Annotated in this window: 17 protein-coding genes; 15 read left to right on the top strand and 2 right to left on the bottom strand. The window is 41.1% G+C overall.

Translation table 11 applies throughout. From position 1 onward, the window contains the following. Positions 1-2: 2 nt before the first annotated feature. The 11 genes from AC973_RS06925 to whiA all read left to right on the top strand — a co-directional run bounded on the left by AC973_RS06925 (position 3) and on the right by whiA (position 10819). Positions 3-335, top strand: a complete 333-nt coding sequence (locus AC973_RS06925) for a PspC domain-containing protein (RefSeq protein ID WP_048729060.1) — start codon at positions 3-5, stop codon at positions 333-335. Between the two features lie 2 nt (positions 336-337). Beyond that, the gene (locus AC973_RS06920) at positions 338-691 is read left to right on the top strand and encodes a phage holin family protein (RefSeq protein ID WP_048729058.1); all 354 of its coding nucleotides are present in this window, start codon (positions 338-340) and stop codon (positions 689-691) included. A 297-nt stretch (positions 692-988) separates the two neighbouring features. After that, complete coding sequence (hprK, locus tag AC973_RS06915; RefSeq protein ID WP_016897954.1) at positions 989-1915, top strand: HPr(Ser) kinase/phosphatase; 927 nt, start codon at positions 989-991, stop codon at positions 1913-1915. Between the two features lie 57 nt (positions 1916-1972). Continuing rightward, positions 1973-2815, top strand: a complete 843-nt coding sequence (gene lgt / locus AC973_RS06910) for a prolipoprotein diacylglyceryl transferase (protein ID WP_048729056.1) — start codon at positions 1973-1975, stop codon at positions 2813-2815. A gap of 32 nt (positions 2816-2847) precedes the next feature. Then, the gene (locus tag AC973_RS06905) at positions 2848-3900 is read left to right on the top strand and encodes an NAD(P)H-dependent glycerol-3-phosphate dehydrogenase (RefSeq protein WP_082148266.1); all 1053 of its coding nucleotides are present in this window, start codon (positions 2848-2850) and stop codon (positions 3898-3900) included. 58 nt (positions 3901-3958) lie between these two features. Beyond that, positions 3959-4831 (top strand): UTP--glucose-1-phosphate uridylyltransferase GalU, encoded by an 873-nt coding sequence (gene galU / locus AC973_RS06900; protein ID WP_048729055.1) that lies wholly within the window; start codon positions 3959-3961, stop codon positions 4829-4831. Positions 4832-4972: 141 nt separating this feature from the next. Next, complete coding sequence (gene trxB, locus AC973_RS06895; protein ID WP_082148265.1) at positions 4973-5917, top strand: thioredoxin-disulfide reductase; 945 nt, start codon at positions 4973-4975, stop codon at positions 5915-5917. 220 nt (positions 5918-6137) lie between these two features. Next, entirely contained in the window at positions 6138-7862 is a 1725-nt protein-coding gene (locus AC973_RS06890) for a phospho-sugar mutase (protein WP_048729053.1), read from the top strand. Between the two features lie 72 nt (positions 7863-7934). After that, a complete protein-coding gene (rapZ, locus tag AC973_RS06885; RefSeq protein WP_048729051.1) occupies positions 7935-8822 on the top strand; it encodes an RNase adapter RapZ in 888 nt (295 codons plus the stop codon). Then, the gene (locus AC973_RS06880; protein WP_048729049.1) at positions 8819-9850 is read left to right on the top strand and encodes a gluconeogenesis factor YvcK family protein; all 1032 of its coding nucleotides are present in this window, start codon (positions 8819-8821) and stop codon (positions 9848-9850) included. Before rapZ ends, AC973_RS06880 begins: the two co-directional genes overlap by 4 nt. 24 nt (positions 9851-9874) lie before the next feature. Then, on the top strand, positions 9875-10819 hold the full coding sequence (whiA, locus tag AC973_RS06875; RefSeq protein ID WP_048729046.1) for a DNA-binding protein WhiA: 945 nt from the start codon (positions 9875-9877) through the stop codon (positions 10817-10819). Between the two features lie 371 nt (positions 10820-11190). Here whiA and AC973_RS06870 read toward each other — a convergent pair whose 3' ends face one another. Continuing rightward, positions 11191-11616 (bottom strand): DUF1772 domain-containing protein, encoded by a 426-nt coding sequence (locus AC973_RS06870; protein WP_048729044.1) that lies wholly within the window; start codon positions 11614-11616, stop codon positions 11191-11193. A 173-nt stretch (positions 11617-11789) separates the two neighbouring features. Further along, positions 11790-12170: a single-stranded DNA-binding protein gene (locus tag AC973_RS06865; protein WP_048729042.1), complete on the bottom strand. Its 381-nt coding sequence runs from the start codon at positions 12168-12170 to the stop codon at positions 11790-11792. A gap of 261 nt (positions 12171-12431) precedes the next feature. On the opposite strand from AC973_RS06865, the gene AC973_RS06860 reads away from it, so the two are divergent. The 4 genes from AC973_RS06860 to AC973_RS06845 are packed head-to-tail and all read left to right on the top strand — an operon-like array spanning position 12432 to position 16507. Further along, a complete protein-coding gene (locus tag AC973_RS06860) occupies positions 12432-13157 on the top strand; it encodes a response regulator transcription factor (RefSeq protein ID WP_026465264.1) in 726 nt (241 codons plus the stop codon). A 2-nt stretch (positions 13158-13159) separates the two neighbouring features. After that, the gene (locus AC973_RS06855; protein WP_048729040.1) at positions 13160-14602 is read left to right on the top strand and encodes a sensor histidine kinase; all 1443 of its coding nucleotides are present in this window, start codon (positions 13160-13162) and stop codon (positions 14600-14602) included. Positions 14603-14643: 41 nt separating this feature from the next. Further along, positions 14644-15294 (top strand): VanZ family protein, encoded by a 651-nt coding sequence (locus tag AC973_RS06850; RefSeq protein WP_048729039.1) that lies wholly within the window; start codon positions 14644-14646, stop codon positions 15292-15294. Beyond that, positions 15287-16507 (top strand): class I SAM-dependent rRNA methyltransferase, encoded by a 1221-nt coding sequence (locus tag AC973_RS06845; protein WP_048729037.1) that lies wholly within the window; start codon positions 15287-15289, stop codon positions 16505-16507. The genes AC973_RS06850 and AC973_RS06845 overlap by 8 nt, the downstream gene beginning before the upstream one ends. The last annotated feature ends 204 nt before the right edge of the window (positions 16508-16711 follow it).

Below are 16711 nucleotides of genomic sequence, written 5' to 3'. Positions count from 1 at the left end.
GAATGGCTAAGAAATTAACAAAATCACGTAATGACGTAAAATTAGATGGTGTTTGTGCCGGGATTGCTGAGTACTTTGAAATTGACCCAACGATTGTCCGTGTAATCTTTGTCTTCGTCACACTTTCTGGCGGAGCTGGGATACTGATTTATCTATTGTTAGCATTGATTTTACCAAGAGATGAAGGCCGTACACGTGTAGACAGACATGACCGTGACGCATACCGTCAGACTAAATCATTTGATGCTGAAGATCAGGACGACTATAATGAATCTAGCTATAATAAAGATTCAAAAGATACTCTTGATGAGGAAGAAAGTTGGCGTGATTTTTAATTATGAGACGTTTTATATTAGCGACACTGATTGATGCCTTGGGCTTGATGGCTATTTCATGGATCCTTGCCCCAAATGTATATGTGGCAGATTTTTGGTCAGCAATTTTAGTAGCTATCGTATTGAGTATTGTGAACTCAATTATTCGTCCTATCGTAAACTTGTTGGCATTACCATTGAATATCCTGACATTTGGCTTGTTTAGATTAGTTGTAAATGGCTTTATGTTTATTATCGTAGGATTGTTCTTCCCAACATCCTTCGTATTCGCAAACTTCTTTTACGCAATCGCCGCAGCCTTCTTGTTCTCGATGTACCATTGGTTCTTTGAGAAATTTATCGAATCCGCGAAATAAAGAAGGATGTGAAAAATGTCGCTTAGACTCGTAACGGTGGAAGTTTAAGGCAGTAGATGGCGAAGTCAGCTACAACTTAAGCTGAAACGCAGCCCTGTCTGGAGGCTCGAACTCGACGAGGGTGCGAGAGCCGACGCAGTCGAATCTATATTTTAAATCCTAATCCGCTTGTTGATCTGAATGCCAGATTGACGGGCGGATTTTTCTTTTTCACAAATTACAGCTTATCCAACTGTCCATATGGGTCTAGTATGGTAAAATAGGGGCAAAGTGACTTGTTAAGAAAGGAAACCGTATATGACAAAGGTAACCGTGAAAGATTTAGTCGAAAAATTTGATTTTGAGGTTATTTGTGGTGCAGATTATTTAGACCGCGAGATCATTACCAGTGATATTTCGAGACCTGGTTTGGAAATTACCGGCTATTTTAACTACTATCCTTCTGAGCGTGTCCAATTGTTTGGACGTGCAGAGCATACATATTTGTCTAGAATGACTTCGGATGAGCGTTTATTAATTATGCGCCGTCTCTCAAAAGAAGATACACCATTCTTTATTTTCTCTAGAGGATTACAACCGGAATATGAAGTGATTCAAGCTGCTGAAGAAAATCATATTCCTGTATTAAGTTCAACAACAACGACGACCCGTCTGTCTAGTAACTTAGCGGAAATGTTGCATGCTCACTTAGCAGAGCGGATCTCAAAACATGGGGTATTTGTGGATGTATATGGGCTGGGTATTATGATTACTGGCCATTCTGGTGTAGGTAAATCAGAAACCGCTTTAGAACTTGTAAAAGGTGGTCACCGTTTAGTGGCTGATGACCGCGTAGATTTTTATCAACGTGATGACACGACAATTATGGGTGAAGCGCCTGAAATTCTACGTAATGTCATGGAAATTCGTGGTCTTGGGATTATTGACGTGATGACTCTTTACGGGGCAGGTGCAGTCCGTAAAGAACAACAGCTAAACTTGATTATTGACTTGAAAGATTTGAAAAAGGGGGCCAATTTTGACCGCTTAGGAACTGCAGAAGAGCGTGAACAAATTTTAGAGGTCGCGATTCCCAAAATTACCATTCCTGTCCAAACTGGACGGAATATTTCAAGTATTATCGAGGTAGCAGCTATCAACTTTAGAGCCAAATCAATGGGCTTTGACGCTGCACAAATGTTTAACGACCGTTTAACAAGACTCATCGATAACAACAAATTATAAATGCTATTAAATAAAGATTTAACTAAAGGAATTAACACATAGGAGAGAAAGAACAAAATGATGAATATAGCTGCAATAGATCCAGTCGCTTTTGATATATTCGGCTGGCCAATCCGTTGGTACGGGATTTTTATCGGGGCTGCTATTTTATTAGCCCTTACATTTGCTTCAAGAGATTTTCGTCGTAAGGGTTGGGATGAAGAATTTATTTTAGACGCAGCTGTATGGACCATTCTAATCGGTTTTATCGGAGCGCGCGCCTACTACGTTTTATTTGAACTTGACTACTACCTACAAAATCCAGGCGAAATACTACAAATTTGGAACGGTGGGATTGCCATATATGGTGGTGTCATCGCCGGAGGGTTAACCCTTTACTTCTACGCTAAATCGAAGAAAATGGACCCCTTATTCGTAACGGATACTGTAGCGCCCTACCTATTACTAGCGCAAGCCATCGGTCGTTGGGGTAACTTCGTTAACCAAGAAGCCCACGGTGGGGAAGTGACTTTAGAATTCCTGCAAGATACCTTACATTTACCGCAATTCATCGTTGACGGCATGCATATCAACGGAGCTTACTACCATCCAACTTTCCTGTACGAATCAGTCTGGAACATCCTTGGGGTAGTTGTTCTATTATTCGTCCGTTCACGCAATAAAACCTTGCATATTGGCGACACCACCTTACTATATCTGATCTGGTACTCATTTGGCCGCTTCTTCATCGAAGGGTTGCGGACAGACAGCTTGTGGTGGGGACCATTCCGTGTCAGCCAAGTATTAGCCGCCGTCTTATTCATCGGCGCATTATTGATTTTTGCTGCACGCCGCATGAACGACAAGTATTATGAATACTACTCTGAACACAACGGTCCGGCTTACAAATCAAGTAAATAGAAAATATACCAATAGATTGGAGAAGTGATGACTTGACGTCCAAAAATATTGCCGTACTAGGCGCTGGCTCATGGGGAACAGCACTTGCCATGGTCCTTGCAGAAAATGGCCATCAGGTGACCTTATGGACGCATAATCCAGAACAGGCCCATGAGATTCAAACCACTGGGAAAAATGACCATTATTTACCTGATCTAGTGTTGCCGAAGAATATCATTGCAACAAATGATATGGCCCTAGCCTTGGACCAGGCAGACTTGATCAACATCGTCGTGCCCACCAAGGCCATACGGCAGGTAGCAAGCCAGGTGGTTACTATTTTACAGGAGAAAAATGTGCACGAATTACCGGTCATTATGCACGCGGCTAAGGGATTAGAGCAGAGCACCCATCTGCGGATTTCTGAGATTTTAACGGAAGTCTTCCAGCCAATCGGCCAAGCGCGGGTGGTGGTTTTATCAGGCCCAAGCCACGCAGAAGAGGTGGTCAAACATGATATTACGACTATAACAGCGGCTTCAATTGATGACGAGGCCTGTCACTTAGTCCAAGAAGTATTCATGAATGACTACTTCAGGGTCTATACCAATCCAGATATCATCGGGGTGGAACTGGCAGGATCATTGAAAAACATTATCGCTTTAGGTGCTGGCGCCTTAGTGGGAGCAGGTTACGGGGACAATGCCAAGGCGGCTTTAATCACCCGAGGACTTGCTGAAATTACCCGGTTAGGGGTGGCCATGGGCGCTGATCCGTTAACCTTTATGGGCCTTTCAGCAGTCGGTGACTTGATTGTTACCGCTACAAGTATCCACTCAAGAAACTGGCGGGCCGGCCAACAAGTTGGTCAAGGTCAAGCTGTGAAAGACGTAGAAGACCATATGGGTATGGTTGTTGAAGGGTTTGCGACAGCTGTTTCAGCCTATGAATTGGCCCAAGAAGAGGGCGTTGATATGCCGATTACCCAAGCAATTTACAAGGTGATTCAAGGAGAATCTAGTATTCAAGATGTGATCACCGCCTTAATGGCTAGAGAACGCAAAGGTGAATTGCAGTTTGAAGATGACTTAAAGGATATTTTTTAACGGCAATTTGTTTTATAATGAAATGAGAAAATTTAACAGATAAATGGAGGATTCATTCATGGCGAAAGTAAGAAAAGCGATTATTCCTGCAGCAGGGCTAGGTACACGGTTCCTACCTGCAACAAAGGCAATGGCGAAAGAGATGTTGCCGATTGTTAATAAACCAACGATTCAATTTATCGTAGAAGAGGCCCTGGCTTCTGGAATTGAAGACATTCTAATTGTTACTGGAAAAAGTAAACGACCAATCGAAGACCACTTTGACTCAAATGTGGAGTTAGAGTCGAACTTGGCAGATAAGGGTCGCGATGACTTGCTTGAAATCATCGGGGAAACGGTTGGTTTAAACCTATTCTTCAAACGTCAATCTTATCCAAAAGGGTTAGGAGACGCGGTATTACAAGCAAAAGCCTTTGTTGGTGACGAGCCTTTTGTCGTAATGCTTGGGGATGACTTGATGGTTGACGAAGTGCCATTAACTAAACAATTGATTGACGCTTATGATGTCACAAAGGCGTCTAACATTGCGGTAATGCCTGTACCACATGAAGATACAGATAAATACGGGGTAATCGATCCTGAAGCGCAATTCTCTGAAAAAATCTACAATGTAAAACAATTCGTTGAAAAACCTAAACCAGAAGATGCGCCATCAAACTTAGCTATTATCGGTCGTTACTTGTTAACGCCAGAAATCTTTGACTTGTTGGAAACACAAGGTGAGGGTGCTGGTAACGAAATCCAATTAACAGATGCTATTGACCGTTTAAACAAAACGCAACGTGTGTTTGCGTATGAGTTTACTGGTCGTCGTTATGATGTTGGGAATAAATTGGGCTACATGCAAACAAGCATTGAATACGGCCTTCAACAAGACGATATCAAAGAAGGTTTGAAAGAATATTTACTATCCATTGAAGATGAACTTTAATTAGAGAATTTTTGTGAAAGGTTGTAATTAGCTTGAGCTAGTTGCAATCTTTTTCCCTTAAATCGTGTTAGAATTGTAAGCGGCGTTAAGAAAAGCAATTGATTATAAAAATGAAAAATTACAAGAAAGGATGTGTACGATTTGGCAGAAGAAATTCAAAAATTTGATGTAGTTGTGGTTGGTGCAGGACCAGCGGGTATGACTGCTGCCTTATACGCATCACGGGCTAACTTGTCCGTAGCATTATTAGAACGTGGAATCCCTGGGGGCGAATTGGTCAATACAGCGGATGTCGAAAATTACCCTGGTTTCAAAAACATTCAAGGACCAGACTTGGCCAATGAAATGTATGAAGGGGCAATGCAATTTGGTGTGGTCCACGAATTTGGGACGGTCACTACAGTAACGCCGAATGAAGGGGCACATTTACTGGAAACAGATATGGGTAAAACTTACCAAGCTAAAGCGATTATTATCGCAACTGGTTCTGTTCACCGTAAATTGGGTGTGCCAGGTGAAGATAAATATTCAGGCCGCGGTGTTTCTTACTGTGCGGTTTGTGACGGGGCTTTCTTCCGTGATAAAGACCTTCGTGTAATCGGTGGGGGCGACTCAGCCGTTGAAGAAGGGACTTACTTAACCCAATTTGGTAAAAACGTGAATATCGTTCACCGTCGTGACGAATTACGAGCTCAAAAAATCTTACAAGACCGTGCTATGTCTAACGATAAGGTTGATTTCACCTGGGATACAGTTGTCAAAGAAATCAAAGGAGACGACATGAAAGTCACTGGTTTAGCCGTTGAAAACATTAAAACTGGTGAAATCACTGACGTGGATACAGATGGTGTCTTCATTTATGTTGGTTTGATTCCAAATACCGAAGCATTTGCTGATTTAAACATCACAGATGAAGAAGGTTGGGTGATCACAGATGAAGATATGCAAACAAATATTCCTGGTATCTTCGCCATTGGTGACGTTCGTCAAAAGAAATTGCGCCAAATTTCAACAGCAGTCGGTGACGGTGCCATTGGTGGCCAAGAAGCCTTCAATTACATTGAAACCCTAAACGACTATTTCTAAACATCATATAAAAAAACAGTTAAAGCAAGGTGAATGTGCGTTAACTTGAAGGGGGTAGGCTATGGTCTACCTCCTTTTTGATTGAAAAAGGACCAATCTTCATTTAAGCTAGCACCTATATGAAATTGCCAATCAGCTTGTCTTTGATATATCTTTTTTTATAAAATTTGATACAATAAGGTTAAGATGTTATCGCTTTTAAAATTAGGGAGGCTACATGATGAACTGGAAAGAAACTTACTTACAATGGCGTAATTTTGAAGAGTTAGACGGTGCTTTGAAAGAAGATTTGGCGTCTATTGAAGCTGACGAAAAATTGCTTGAGGATGCTTTTTATCAACCATTGAGTTTTGGTACAGCTGGTATGCGCGGGATTTTAGGTGCCGGCATTAACCGGATGAATATTTATACCATTCGTCAAGCGACTGAAGGGTTGGCTAACTTACTAGAAGATTATGGTCAAGATGCGAAGGACCGCGGGGTGGCGATTGCTTACGATTCTCGTCATATGTCACCTGAATTTGCTATGGAATCGGCGAAGACTTTAGGGGCACACGGGATTAAATCTTACGTATTCGAAGCATTACGCCCAACGCCTGAATTGTCATTTGCAGTTCGTGAATTAAATGCCTTTGCGGGGATTATGATCACAGCTTCTCACAACCCGGCTGACTACAACGGCTACAAGGTTTACGGTGAAGATGGTGGACAAATGCCACCAGTGGACGCGGATGCTGTAACGGCCAACGTACGTGCGGTTGAAAACCCATTAACTGTTGAAGTGGGCGATGAAGCAGCGCTTAAGGCTGACGGCACAATTACGATTATTGGTGAAGAAATTGACCAAAAATACTTAGACAATATGAAGGCTGTTGTGGTGGACCAAGCTGTGATTGATGAGATGGCTGACCAAGTATCTATTGTTTATACACCCCTACATGGTACGGGTCAAATGTTGGTGGAACGGACTTTAGCTGACGCTGGGTTTACCAATGTCACCTATGTGGCTGAGCAAAAAGAGCCGGATGCTGATTTTTCAACGGTTAAATCACCAAACCCTGAAGAAGCGGGTGCCTTTGAAGTGGCTGAAAAGTACGGTAAGGACAATGACGCGGATATCTTAATCGCGACTGACCCGGATGCTGACCGTATGGGTGCAGCTGTGAAATTGCCAAATGGTGACTACCAAGTGATTACTGGTAACCAAATTGCCGCATTAATGACGCATTATATTTTAACCGCTAAGAAAAATACAGGTACATTACCTGATAACGGAGTGATTTTAAAATCCATCGTATCAAGTGAGATGCCAACAACGATTGCCAAATCATTTGGTGTTGAAACAGTTGACGTATTAACTGGATTCAAATTTATTGCGGAAAAGATCAAAAACTATGAAGCTGATGCTAGCAAGACTTTCCTATTCGGTTTCGAAGAAAGTTACGGATATTTGGTGAAAGCCTTCGTTCGTGATAAAGACGCCGTTCAAGCGACTTTATTATTAGCTGAAGTAGCTGCTTTCTACAAGAAACAAGGTAAAACAGCTTATGACGGCTTACAAGACTTGTTTGCTGAATACGGCACCTACCAAGAAAAAACAATCTCTGTAAGCTTACCAGGCCAAGAGGGTGCATCTAAAATCGAAGCCATCCTAAACAATTTGCGTGGGGAAGGTTTAAGTGAAATCGCTGGTCAAGCAGTTGTTGAAACTGAGGACTACCTACAAGATACGCGCCAGTTCGCTGACGGTACTACTGAAGCCTTAGACATGGACAAATCAAATGTATTGAAATACTATCTAGCAGATGAAACATGGATTGCCGTTAGACCATCAGGTACAGAACCAAAAATCAAGTTCTATATTGGTGTGGTCGCTGATTCACTAGAAGCAACACAAGCAAAAATTAAGGCATATGAGGCAGCCTTAAACGACTTGACGGCTTAAGTGTATGCTGTCTGGCAGCTTTATCGATAAAAGGGCAACCTTTCATCTCCCCTTTAAGGAGGAAAAAACAAATTGAATGATCAATTAAAATTAGTCATTATCACAGGTATGAGCGGTGCCGGTAAAACGGTCGCCCTACAAAGTTTTGAAGATATGGGTTACTACTGCGTGGATAATATGCCACCGTCACTATTACCTAAATTCTGGGATTTAATCAAAGAAACGGGGAAAATCAGTAAAATCTGTTTAGTGATTGATTTACGGTCACGTTCATTCTTTGATGAGTTATTAACAGAGATTAATGGCATGGACAACACGAACACCATTGAAATGTCCGTATTATTCCTAGAAGCGGATGATCAGACTTTAGTGGCTCGTTATAAAGAAACACGCCGTGCCCACCCACTTCAAAAAGATGGGGTTTCTGTCTTAGAAGCAATTCAAAAAGAAAAAATCTTATTAAATGATATTCGTAAGGAATCTTCAGTGATTGATACGACAAACTTAACACCGCGTAAATTCCGCGAGTTATTGTTGACCGAATTCCAATCTGAAGATCAGGGTACCTTCACGGTTAACGTCATGTCATTTGGTTTCAAATATGGTTTACCTATTGATTCAGATATCGTGATGGACGTCCGTTTCTTACCAAATCCGCATTATATCGATGAATTACGCCCGATGACAGGGCTAGATGCACCAGTTTATGACTATGTCATGTCTCAGCCAGAAACAGAGACTTTCTACCGTAAATTCACTGATTTATTAGATTTTGAATTACCTTTATATGAAAAAGAAGGGAAGTCTAGTCTGACGATCACTATCGGTTGTACAGGCGGTCAGCACCGCTCAATTGCCTTGACTGAACGTGTGGCCCACCATATCCAAGACCTAGGTTACAAGGTCAACATCATCCACCGTGATCGCACAAAAAGAAAAGAGTCGATGAACCTATCGTGATAAATAAGAATCCACGTCCGGCTAGACGGCCGAAGGTTGCGGTCATCGGAGGCGGAACGGGCCTTCCTATCTTGTTGGAAGGTCTAAAGAATGCTGATTGTAATGTGACAGCCATCGTCACAGTGGCTGATGATGGTGGGTCGAGTGGATCTTTACGTAATGCAGTCAGTACAATTCCTCCAGGAGATATCCGTAACTGCCTAGTTGCGCTATCGGACATGAAGAAAATATATAAAGATGTATTTCAATACCGTTTTAGTGAAGAAGATAAAGAATTTTCTGGTCACGCGATTGGGAATTTAATCATTGCAGCCATTGCTGAAATGCGGGGCGATACCTTTGCCGCTTTGCGTCTCCTTTCTTATATGATGGAAGTGGATGGCAAGGTCTTGCCAGCTTGTGAGGAGGCGCTTGTTTTACAAGGACATTTTGCAGATGGGACTATGATTGAAGGGGAAACGGCTGTTGTAGCCCACCCTGACCAAATTCAAGAAGTGACTGTTCGCTTGGCCAATGACCGACCGAAAGTGGATGTGTCGGGTAACCCAATCACCAGTCCGCGTGCTGGGCGTGAAGTGGTGTCAGAAATTATGCAGGCCGATATGGTCATTCTGGGCCCAGGTTCTTTATACACGTCTATTTTGCCAAATGTGGCAATTGAGGAAATTCGAAACGCAATTGTTGACACGCCCGCAAAAGTTGTCTATATTTGTAATATCATGACACAACTTGGCGAGACTGAGCATTTCTCAGATGCAGACCATGTACGTGTAATTAACGAACACTTAGGGGCTAAGGCGATAGACACGGTGCTATTGAATAAAACCCCAGTACCCTTTGAATACTTGGAGGGTGCCAGTGAAAAGGACTATTTAGTTCAAATCACACAAGACCGTCAAGGCTTGGCAGATCAAAAATGTCAGGTGGTTGGCTGTGACTTTTTAAATCTTGAAAAGAGTGGGGTTTACCACAACCAGGATAAATTAGTCGGCGCTATTATGGATGTCATGAACGATCGCATAAAATAAAGTGAATAAGAAAGAGGTGAGCTGGTGGCTTCATTTGCAGGAGATGTAAAGAAAGAACTCACTCAGCTAACAGTGGACTATGAGCACGCGCGTTCAGAGCTAGCAGCCATTCTACGTATGAACGGATCGATTTCCCTTATGAATGGGCAATTAATCTTAAATGTACAGACAGAAAATGCTGCAATTGCCCGACGAATCTACTCACTGTTGAAGGAATTTTTTCATACCCACGGTGAGTTGGTTGTTCGGAAGAAAATGAAATTAAAGAAGAATAATATCTATATCGTGCGGGTGAAAGACCGGGTTGAGGAAATCTTGAAGGATTTGGAAATTCTAGATACTTTGGTCATCAATCCAAATATTTCAGCCGAAATGATGGAGAATGAACAGCGGAGTAGGTCATACTTGCGTGGAGCTTTCTTGGCTGGTGGGTCAGTGAATAATCCTGAAAAATCAGCTTATCATTTAGAAATCTATTCAGTATATGAAGAGCATTGCGAAGACTTGGTGACTATGATGAACCAGTTTAATTTAAATGCGCGGTCAGTGGAACGGCGCTCTGGTTATATCGCTTATTTAAAAGGGTCAGAACAGATTGCTGACTTCTTAGCCCTAATTGGGGCCACCTCTTCTATGCTGAAGTTTGAAGATATTCGAATTGTTCGCGACATGCGGAATTCAGTCAACCGGATTGTCAACTGTGAGAATGCCAACTTGAATAAGACGGTAACAGCAGCTTCCAAGCAGGTTGAAAATATCGAATTGATTCAAGCAACCGTAGGGATTGGTGAATTGCCTGAAAAATTACAAGAGATTGCCTTATTGCGGTTGGAAAACCCTGAGGCATCTATTAAAGAATTAGGGGAACTGGTTGACGGTGAACCGATTTCTAAATCAGGTGTCAACCACCGACTACGTAAGATTAACCAATACGCTGAGCAATTAAGAAATACAGCAATTACACAGTAGAATAAATTTAGAAGAATAGATATAGAATGAAGCGATTTGACAGTGGGTGACTGCTTGAAAATCGCTTTTTTAATTGCAATTTTCGTGGATATAATCATTTGGTTATAGCAGGGGTCAGAATTCAGTAATGGTCATTTTTTGTCTTTGTATTACATAATATCGGATAATCATTCAGCCAGATGATTGTTCAGTAAAAATGCCTTAAAAAATTCACGATAAAAAAGCCTTGTGAGCGAAGATTTTCTTCAGTCACAAGACCTTTTCTATAGCTGATGCATGTGCAGGTGACCAGCTGATATTAGGTTTGGTTTAGTGAATAATTAGGTGATGGTATGTTTAATTCTTTAATGATGGTTTAGCTAATATTATTATTAGCTGATGGCTAGGGCTAAGGCGACAAGGGCAGACCCAGTTCTTACATGGTTCCACCTAGACCATTGTTGGACAAAGTCAGTCCAATCGGTTCGGATTTTCCGGTTAGCTAGTTGGCGGTTTAGTGGCATATTGAAGGCGATAGTTACGCCGATGACACCGACAAAATAAATCACAAAGCTCAGATATATTTGCCAGTCAATTGGGTTGCCCAGCAAAATCAACGCAATGAATAAAAATATCGGTGCAAAAAAACTGCCTAGAAATCGGTCGTTTTCAACCTGTTTGTTGATGTCTTGCATGATTCTTTGCCCAACGTTGCCGGCTTGTTTGCCAAGCACGGGCATGATGGTGTTGGAGAAAGAAAAATAGAAGCCTAGTTGGATGGCCAGGCAAAGGACATAGACAATCTGAAAAATAGACACACTCGCTCTCCCCCCTAACCAAAACCTAGCTACAATAGTTTCGTTAATAGCCCTTTTTAATAGCCTATCATTAAGTCTATTGTACTGGAACAAGTTTCTACTGGAAAGTGGGACCTTACTAAATCTGGATGGGGGCCAAATTTAAATTGAGCTAGTATAGTTTGCTATCTTGATTAATCTAAAATCAGGGTTTCAATATTGGCCATTAATTGTTCATCTGGATTTTGTGGTTGATCAATGCCAATTTTCTTGCGAAGGAAAGTCACTTCAGACACTTGAACCTCAATTGTTGATACATTTTGCCCTTGTTTATTTTCAAACTGGTGCATGCGTAATTGACCAACAACCGCTAATTCATCGCCTTTTTGCATATAGGTATCAATGAGTTTAGCCGTCCCATTCCAAGCGGTAATTGGAATAAAGTCGACGTAGTCAGTCCCATCTTTCCCTTTGCGGTTAATGGCTACTGCATTGTTGACCACTTGGCGGTTATTTGAAATTTCAGTTAGGGCGACTTCTCTGGCTAGACGTCCGATTAATTGCACTTGATTCATTTTTCATCCTCCTAAGGTTTCTGGCTCAATAGAGGTTACCCCTCCAATCTATTACATACGTATTTATTCGCCAATTCCCCCAAAAAAGTTCATATTTTTTTGATATTTTATAAAATTAAACCAAAAGATAGGTAAAGATAGCCGGTCGTTAGGTATTTTAGGGTACAATATAGGGGAATAGAGATTCTGCCCTAAACCACCCAATAGTAGCGCCGGACTAAATATTAAAGGAATAATTTGACTTATAAGGAGGACGAAAACATGAACATCTTGATGATTGAAGATAACGAAAGTGTTGCAGAGATGATGAGTATGTTTTTTGAACAACAAAAAGACTGGGAAGCGACGTTTATCCAAGATGGTGAAGAGGGCTGGCAACACTATTTAGCTAACGAGGAAACGATTGAAATGGTGATTTTGGATTTAAACTTACCAAGTAAAGATGGGATTCAAATCTGTCGTGACATCCGCCAACAAAATAAACAAGTACCAATTATCATGCTGACTGCTCGTGACGCAGAAAGTGAACAAGTCCTTGGTTTAGGCCTTGGTGCAGATGATTACGTGACCAAACCCTTTGACCCAATCACCTTTATGGCCCGGATGCGTGCATTATACCGCCGTAGCCAATTGTCTGAATCATCAGTTGAAGCCACAGAGGAAAAGGGCAATGCGGACCAATTTGACATCCAAACAGAATTTATCCGGATCAACAGCCAAAACCGTGAAGCCTTCTATAAAGACCAATTAATTCAACATTTAACACCAAAAGAATTTGAAATTCTACAATTGTTGGCTCGTCGTCCAAAACAAGTATTTACCCGGGAACACTTACTGACAACGCTATGGGAAGACCCATTCTATGGGGATGAGCGTACAGTAGATGCCCACATTAAAAAGCTACGTCAAAAAATGGAAGAGTATGGGCCTCAACTTATTCAAACAGTCTGGGGAGTAGGCTATAAATTCGACGAAACCGGTGTTTAACAATGAAATTGAACTTTTTTTACCAACAAATTCTCAGCTTTCTAGTGGTCATTGGTATGACCATAGTAGCCATGGGGGTGACTTTGTTTTCTTTTTCAAGAAACCAAGTGCTCCTAAGGCAAGAACAACAATTGAATGACATTGCCCGCTTTATTTCAGGACAGACCATTTCACCCGAATTCTTAGCTTCAATGGAACCCTTACTGCAGTCGTCCAATATGAAGTTGTTCTATTTTAATGCGGACAACGAATTGATTTATCCAACCGATGAAGCAGTGGCCATTCCAAATAATCAGTTGACGGATGAAGAATTGAAGACGTTAGAAAACGGTCATGACTTGAATTTACGGACTTTTGAAATGGGCTTTACGGAAAAAGTCGGAGATGCCTTAGCCATCTTCATGCCGCTAACCAATGCAGAAAACCAGTCCTTTGCGGGTTACTTAGTTATTGGGGTGCCGTCTAGTCAATCCGATGCTATTATTGATAACCTGGTGCACAATGTGGTTAAGGGGATCATGATTGCCTTGATTATTGCGGTCATCTTTTCAGTGATTATTGCCGGATACCAGAATAAACGGATTCGCCGAATCCAGGAGGCCACCCAAAAAATTGCGCAAGGTGACTATTCGGTTCGTTTAGAGGTCAGTAATATTGATGAATTTGATGATTTAGCTAAGGACTTTAACCAAATGGCGGTTGCCTTAAGGGAGTCTGAAGTGGAAATCGACCGACAAGAAAACATCCGCCGTCAATTGATGATGGATGTGGCCCATGAAATTCGGACCCCGCTAACGACTATGATTGGTTTATTAGAAGGATTAAGACAAAAAGTATTGCCTGAAGATAAAATTGACCGGTCTGTGGATTTGATGTATAAGGAAGCCAACCGATTAAATCGGTTAGTTAACGAAAATCTGGATATTGAAAAAATACGATCCAATGAAATTGTATTGAAGAAATCAAAATTCAATGCAGCCGAAGTTTTAAGGGATATTTCGCTCCAATTATCAGAAACAGCCAAAGTTAAACACATCAAATTTGAATTGGATATGCCAGATGAAGTGCCGATTTATGCTGATTATGACCGATTCCACCAAATTATCTTCAATATCACCCAAAATGCGGTACAATTTACCGATTATGGCGAAATTTTTATGTCTAGCGCCTTTCAAGATGGGGAAACTTATATTAAAATAAAAGATTCAGGTATGGGCATGACGAAAGAACAAGTCGAAAATATCTGGGAGCGATTCTATAAAGCAGATATTTCCCGGAAAAATAATGAATTCGGTGAATCTGGTTTAGGTTTATCGATTGTTAAACAACTCGTTGAATTACATCAAGCGACTATCCACGTGGAGAGTGAAGCAGGCGTTGGGACAATATTTACCCTAGTATTTTATGACCGTGAAACATTGGCAGAAAAAAATAAGGTCGAATAGCTTTTAAAGCAATCGACTGGTAACAAAAGGATTGAAACAAGATGTATTTTTTAGGGCCGTTACTTATATGGCTAGAAGACATTTCTGCAGGTAGAATTTTAAATTTCCATTTAGTAGAGTTATCGTTGTTTAGTTTGGATAAAACCATCTTCTATATGATTGCTTTACTGGTTATTCAAGCAGGAATCATTTTCTATAAACGGTCTAAGAATACAAATTATTCGATTGACTGGTTTAGAGAAGCAATCAAATTTATCTTTGCCATATATTTAATATTGTTGGTACATTTAACCGTATTACGTTATGATTGGCAATGGTGGCAAGCGTCCTTCAACTTTGAACGGTCGCTGAGTGAATTAAATTGGATACCACTGGTTGATACTATTAAGTTAAGAAACGGGTCCGCATTTTCCTTCTGGTATAACTTCTTTGGGAATGTTGTTTGGTTCTTTCCATTTGGTATGATGCTCCCCTATATCTTTAAGATGAAGCGTGCCTTCTTCATCACGTTACTTTGGGGATTGTTATTTTCCGTATCAATTGAAACCATGCAATTTTATTTAGAAACAGGCGTAAGTCATATTGATGACGTCATTTTTAATGGCGCAGGGGTAATCATCGGTTACCTGATCTATGACATTTTGAAAATCAGCAACAGGTATATAAAAGGGAGAAGAAATACAAATGGCTAAAAAGAACACACAATTACCAAAAATGGAACTGCGTAAATGGGCAACAGTCCAAGTGAAAAAAGGACAAATCCTTTTAACTGAGAAAGACTTCGTTAATCCACCATCATTTACTGAAGGTGAACTAGTCGAAATCATCGGTATCGACCACGAATTCCTAGGATACGGCTACATGGCCAAGCAACATAAAGGTGTTGGTTGGATCCTAACAACTGACCAAAACGCTGACACAGGCTTACTTGGTGATCTTGATTTCGTACAAGCAAAACTTCAAGAAGCCAAAAACCAACGTCAAGCCTTGTTAATCGACGATATGACCACTGCCTTCCGTATTTTCAACGGTGAAGGTGACGGCATCGGTGGTTTCACAATCGACTGGTACGCAGGTTACGCCTTGATCCAATGGTATTCAGAAGGTATTTACCGCTACAAAGACATTATCCTAGAAGCCCTAAACAATGTATTCCCGGAACTTAAAGGCATTGTTGGGAAAAACAGATTCAACTTAGACGGCACAGGTAGCGCTAAACAATCAGAAGTTTTAGCTGGCGACATTCCTGAAATCTTAACCATCCAAGAAAACGGTGTAAACTACATCGTTCGTCTTGATGACGGTTGGATGACAGGGATCTTCCTTGACCAACGTAACGTCCGTAACTACATTCAAACTGAAATTGCACCAGGTAAATCATTGCTGAACTTGTTCTCATACACAGGTGCTTTCTCTGTCGCTGCAGCACTAGGTGGGGCAGCTGAAACGATGAGTGTTGACGTGGCAAAACGAAGCCTGCAATTAACACAAGAACAATTCCAAGCCAACGGTTTAGAAATTGGTGACCAACATAAAGTCCGCGTGATGGATGTCTTTAACTATTTAGATTATGCCAAAACACATGACTTACGTTTTGACATCGTGGTCCTTGATCCACCATCATTCTCACGTACGAAAAAACACACTTTCCAAGCAAGCAAAGACTACCGCGACCTAGTTGCTTCAGCATTATCAATCTTAAACACAGGCGGTTACTTGGTAAGTTCAACAAATGCAGCCAACATGACTAAAGAAGATTTCATTAAACAGATCGGTGAAGGTTCAGATGACGCACGTGTGGACATCATGCCCGTAGCTGACTTCGGCTTACCGGTCGACTTCCCGGCACCAAAAGGTAACCCGGAAAGTGACTACCTAAAAGTAGAAATCTTCCAAAAATTATAATAAAGATTAACTTGTAAGCCTTCAGCTTACGCTTTCTCTATCATACCTTGAATGCAATGGGACCGCCCTCAGAAAAATTTTCTGGCTCTACAATATATAGGACTGATGACTTCAAAAAAAGTCATTGGTTCTATATTTTTTTTACAAAAAAAGAGGAATCTCCATTATCATAAAGTTAACGACAACCATGATAAGATAGGAGAT

This window comes from Carnobacterium sp. 1290_CSPC, from assembly GCF_001053265.1.
Lineage (GTDB): Bacteria > Bacillota > Bacilli > Lactobacillales > Aerococcaceae > Aerococcus > Aerococcus urinaeequi.
This window is presented reverse-complemented; position numbering and strand designations above follow the sequence as displayed.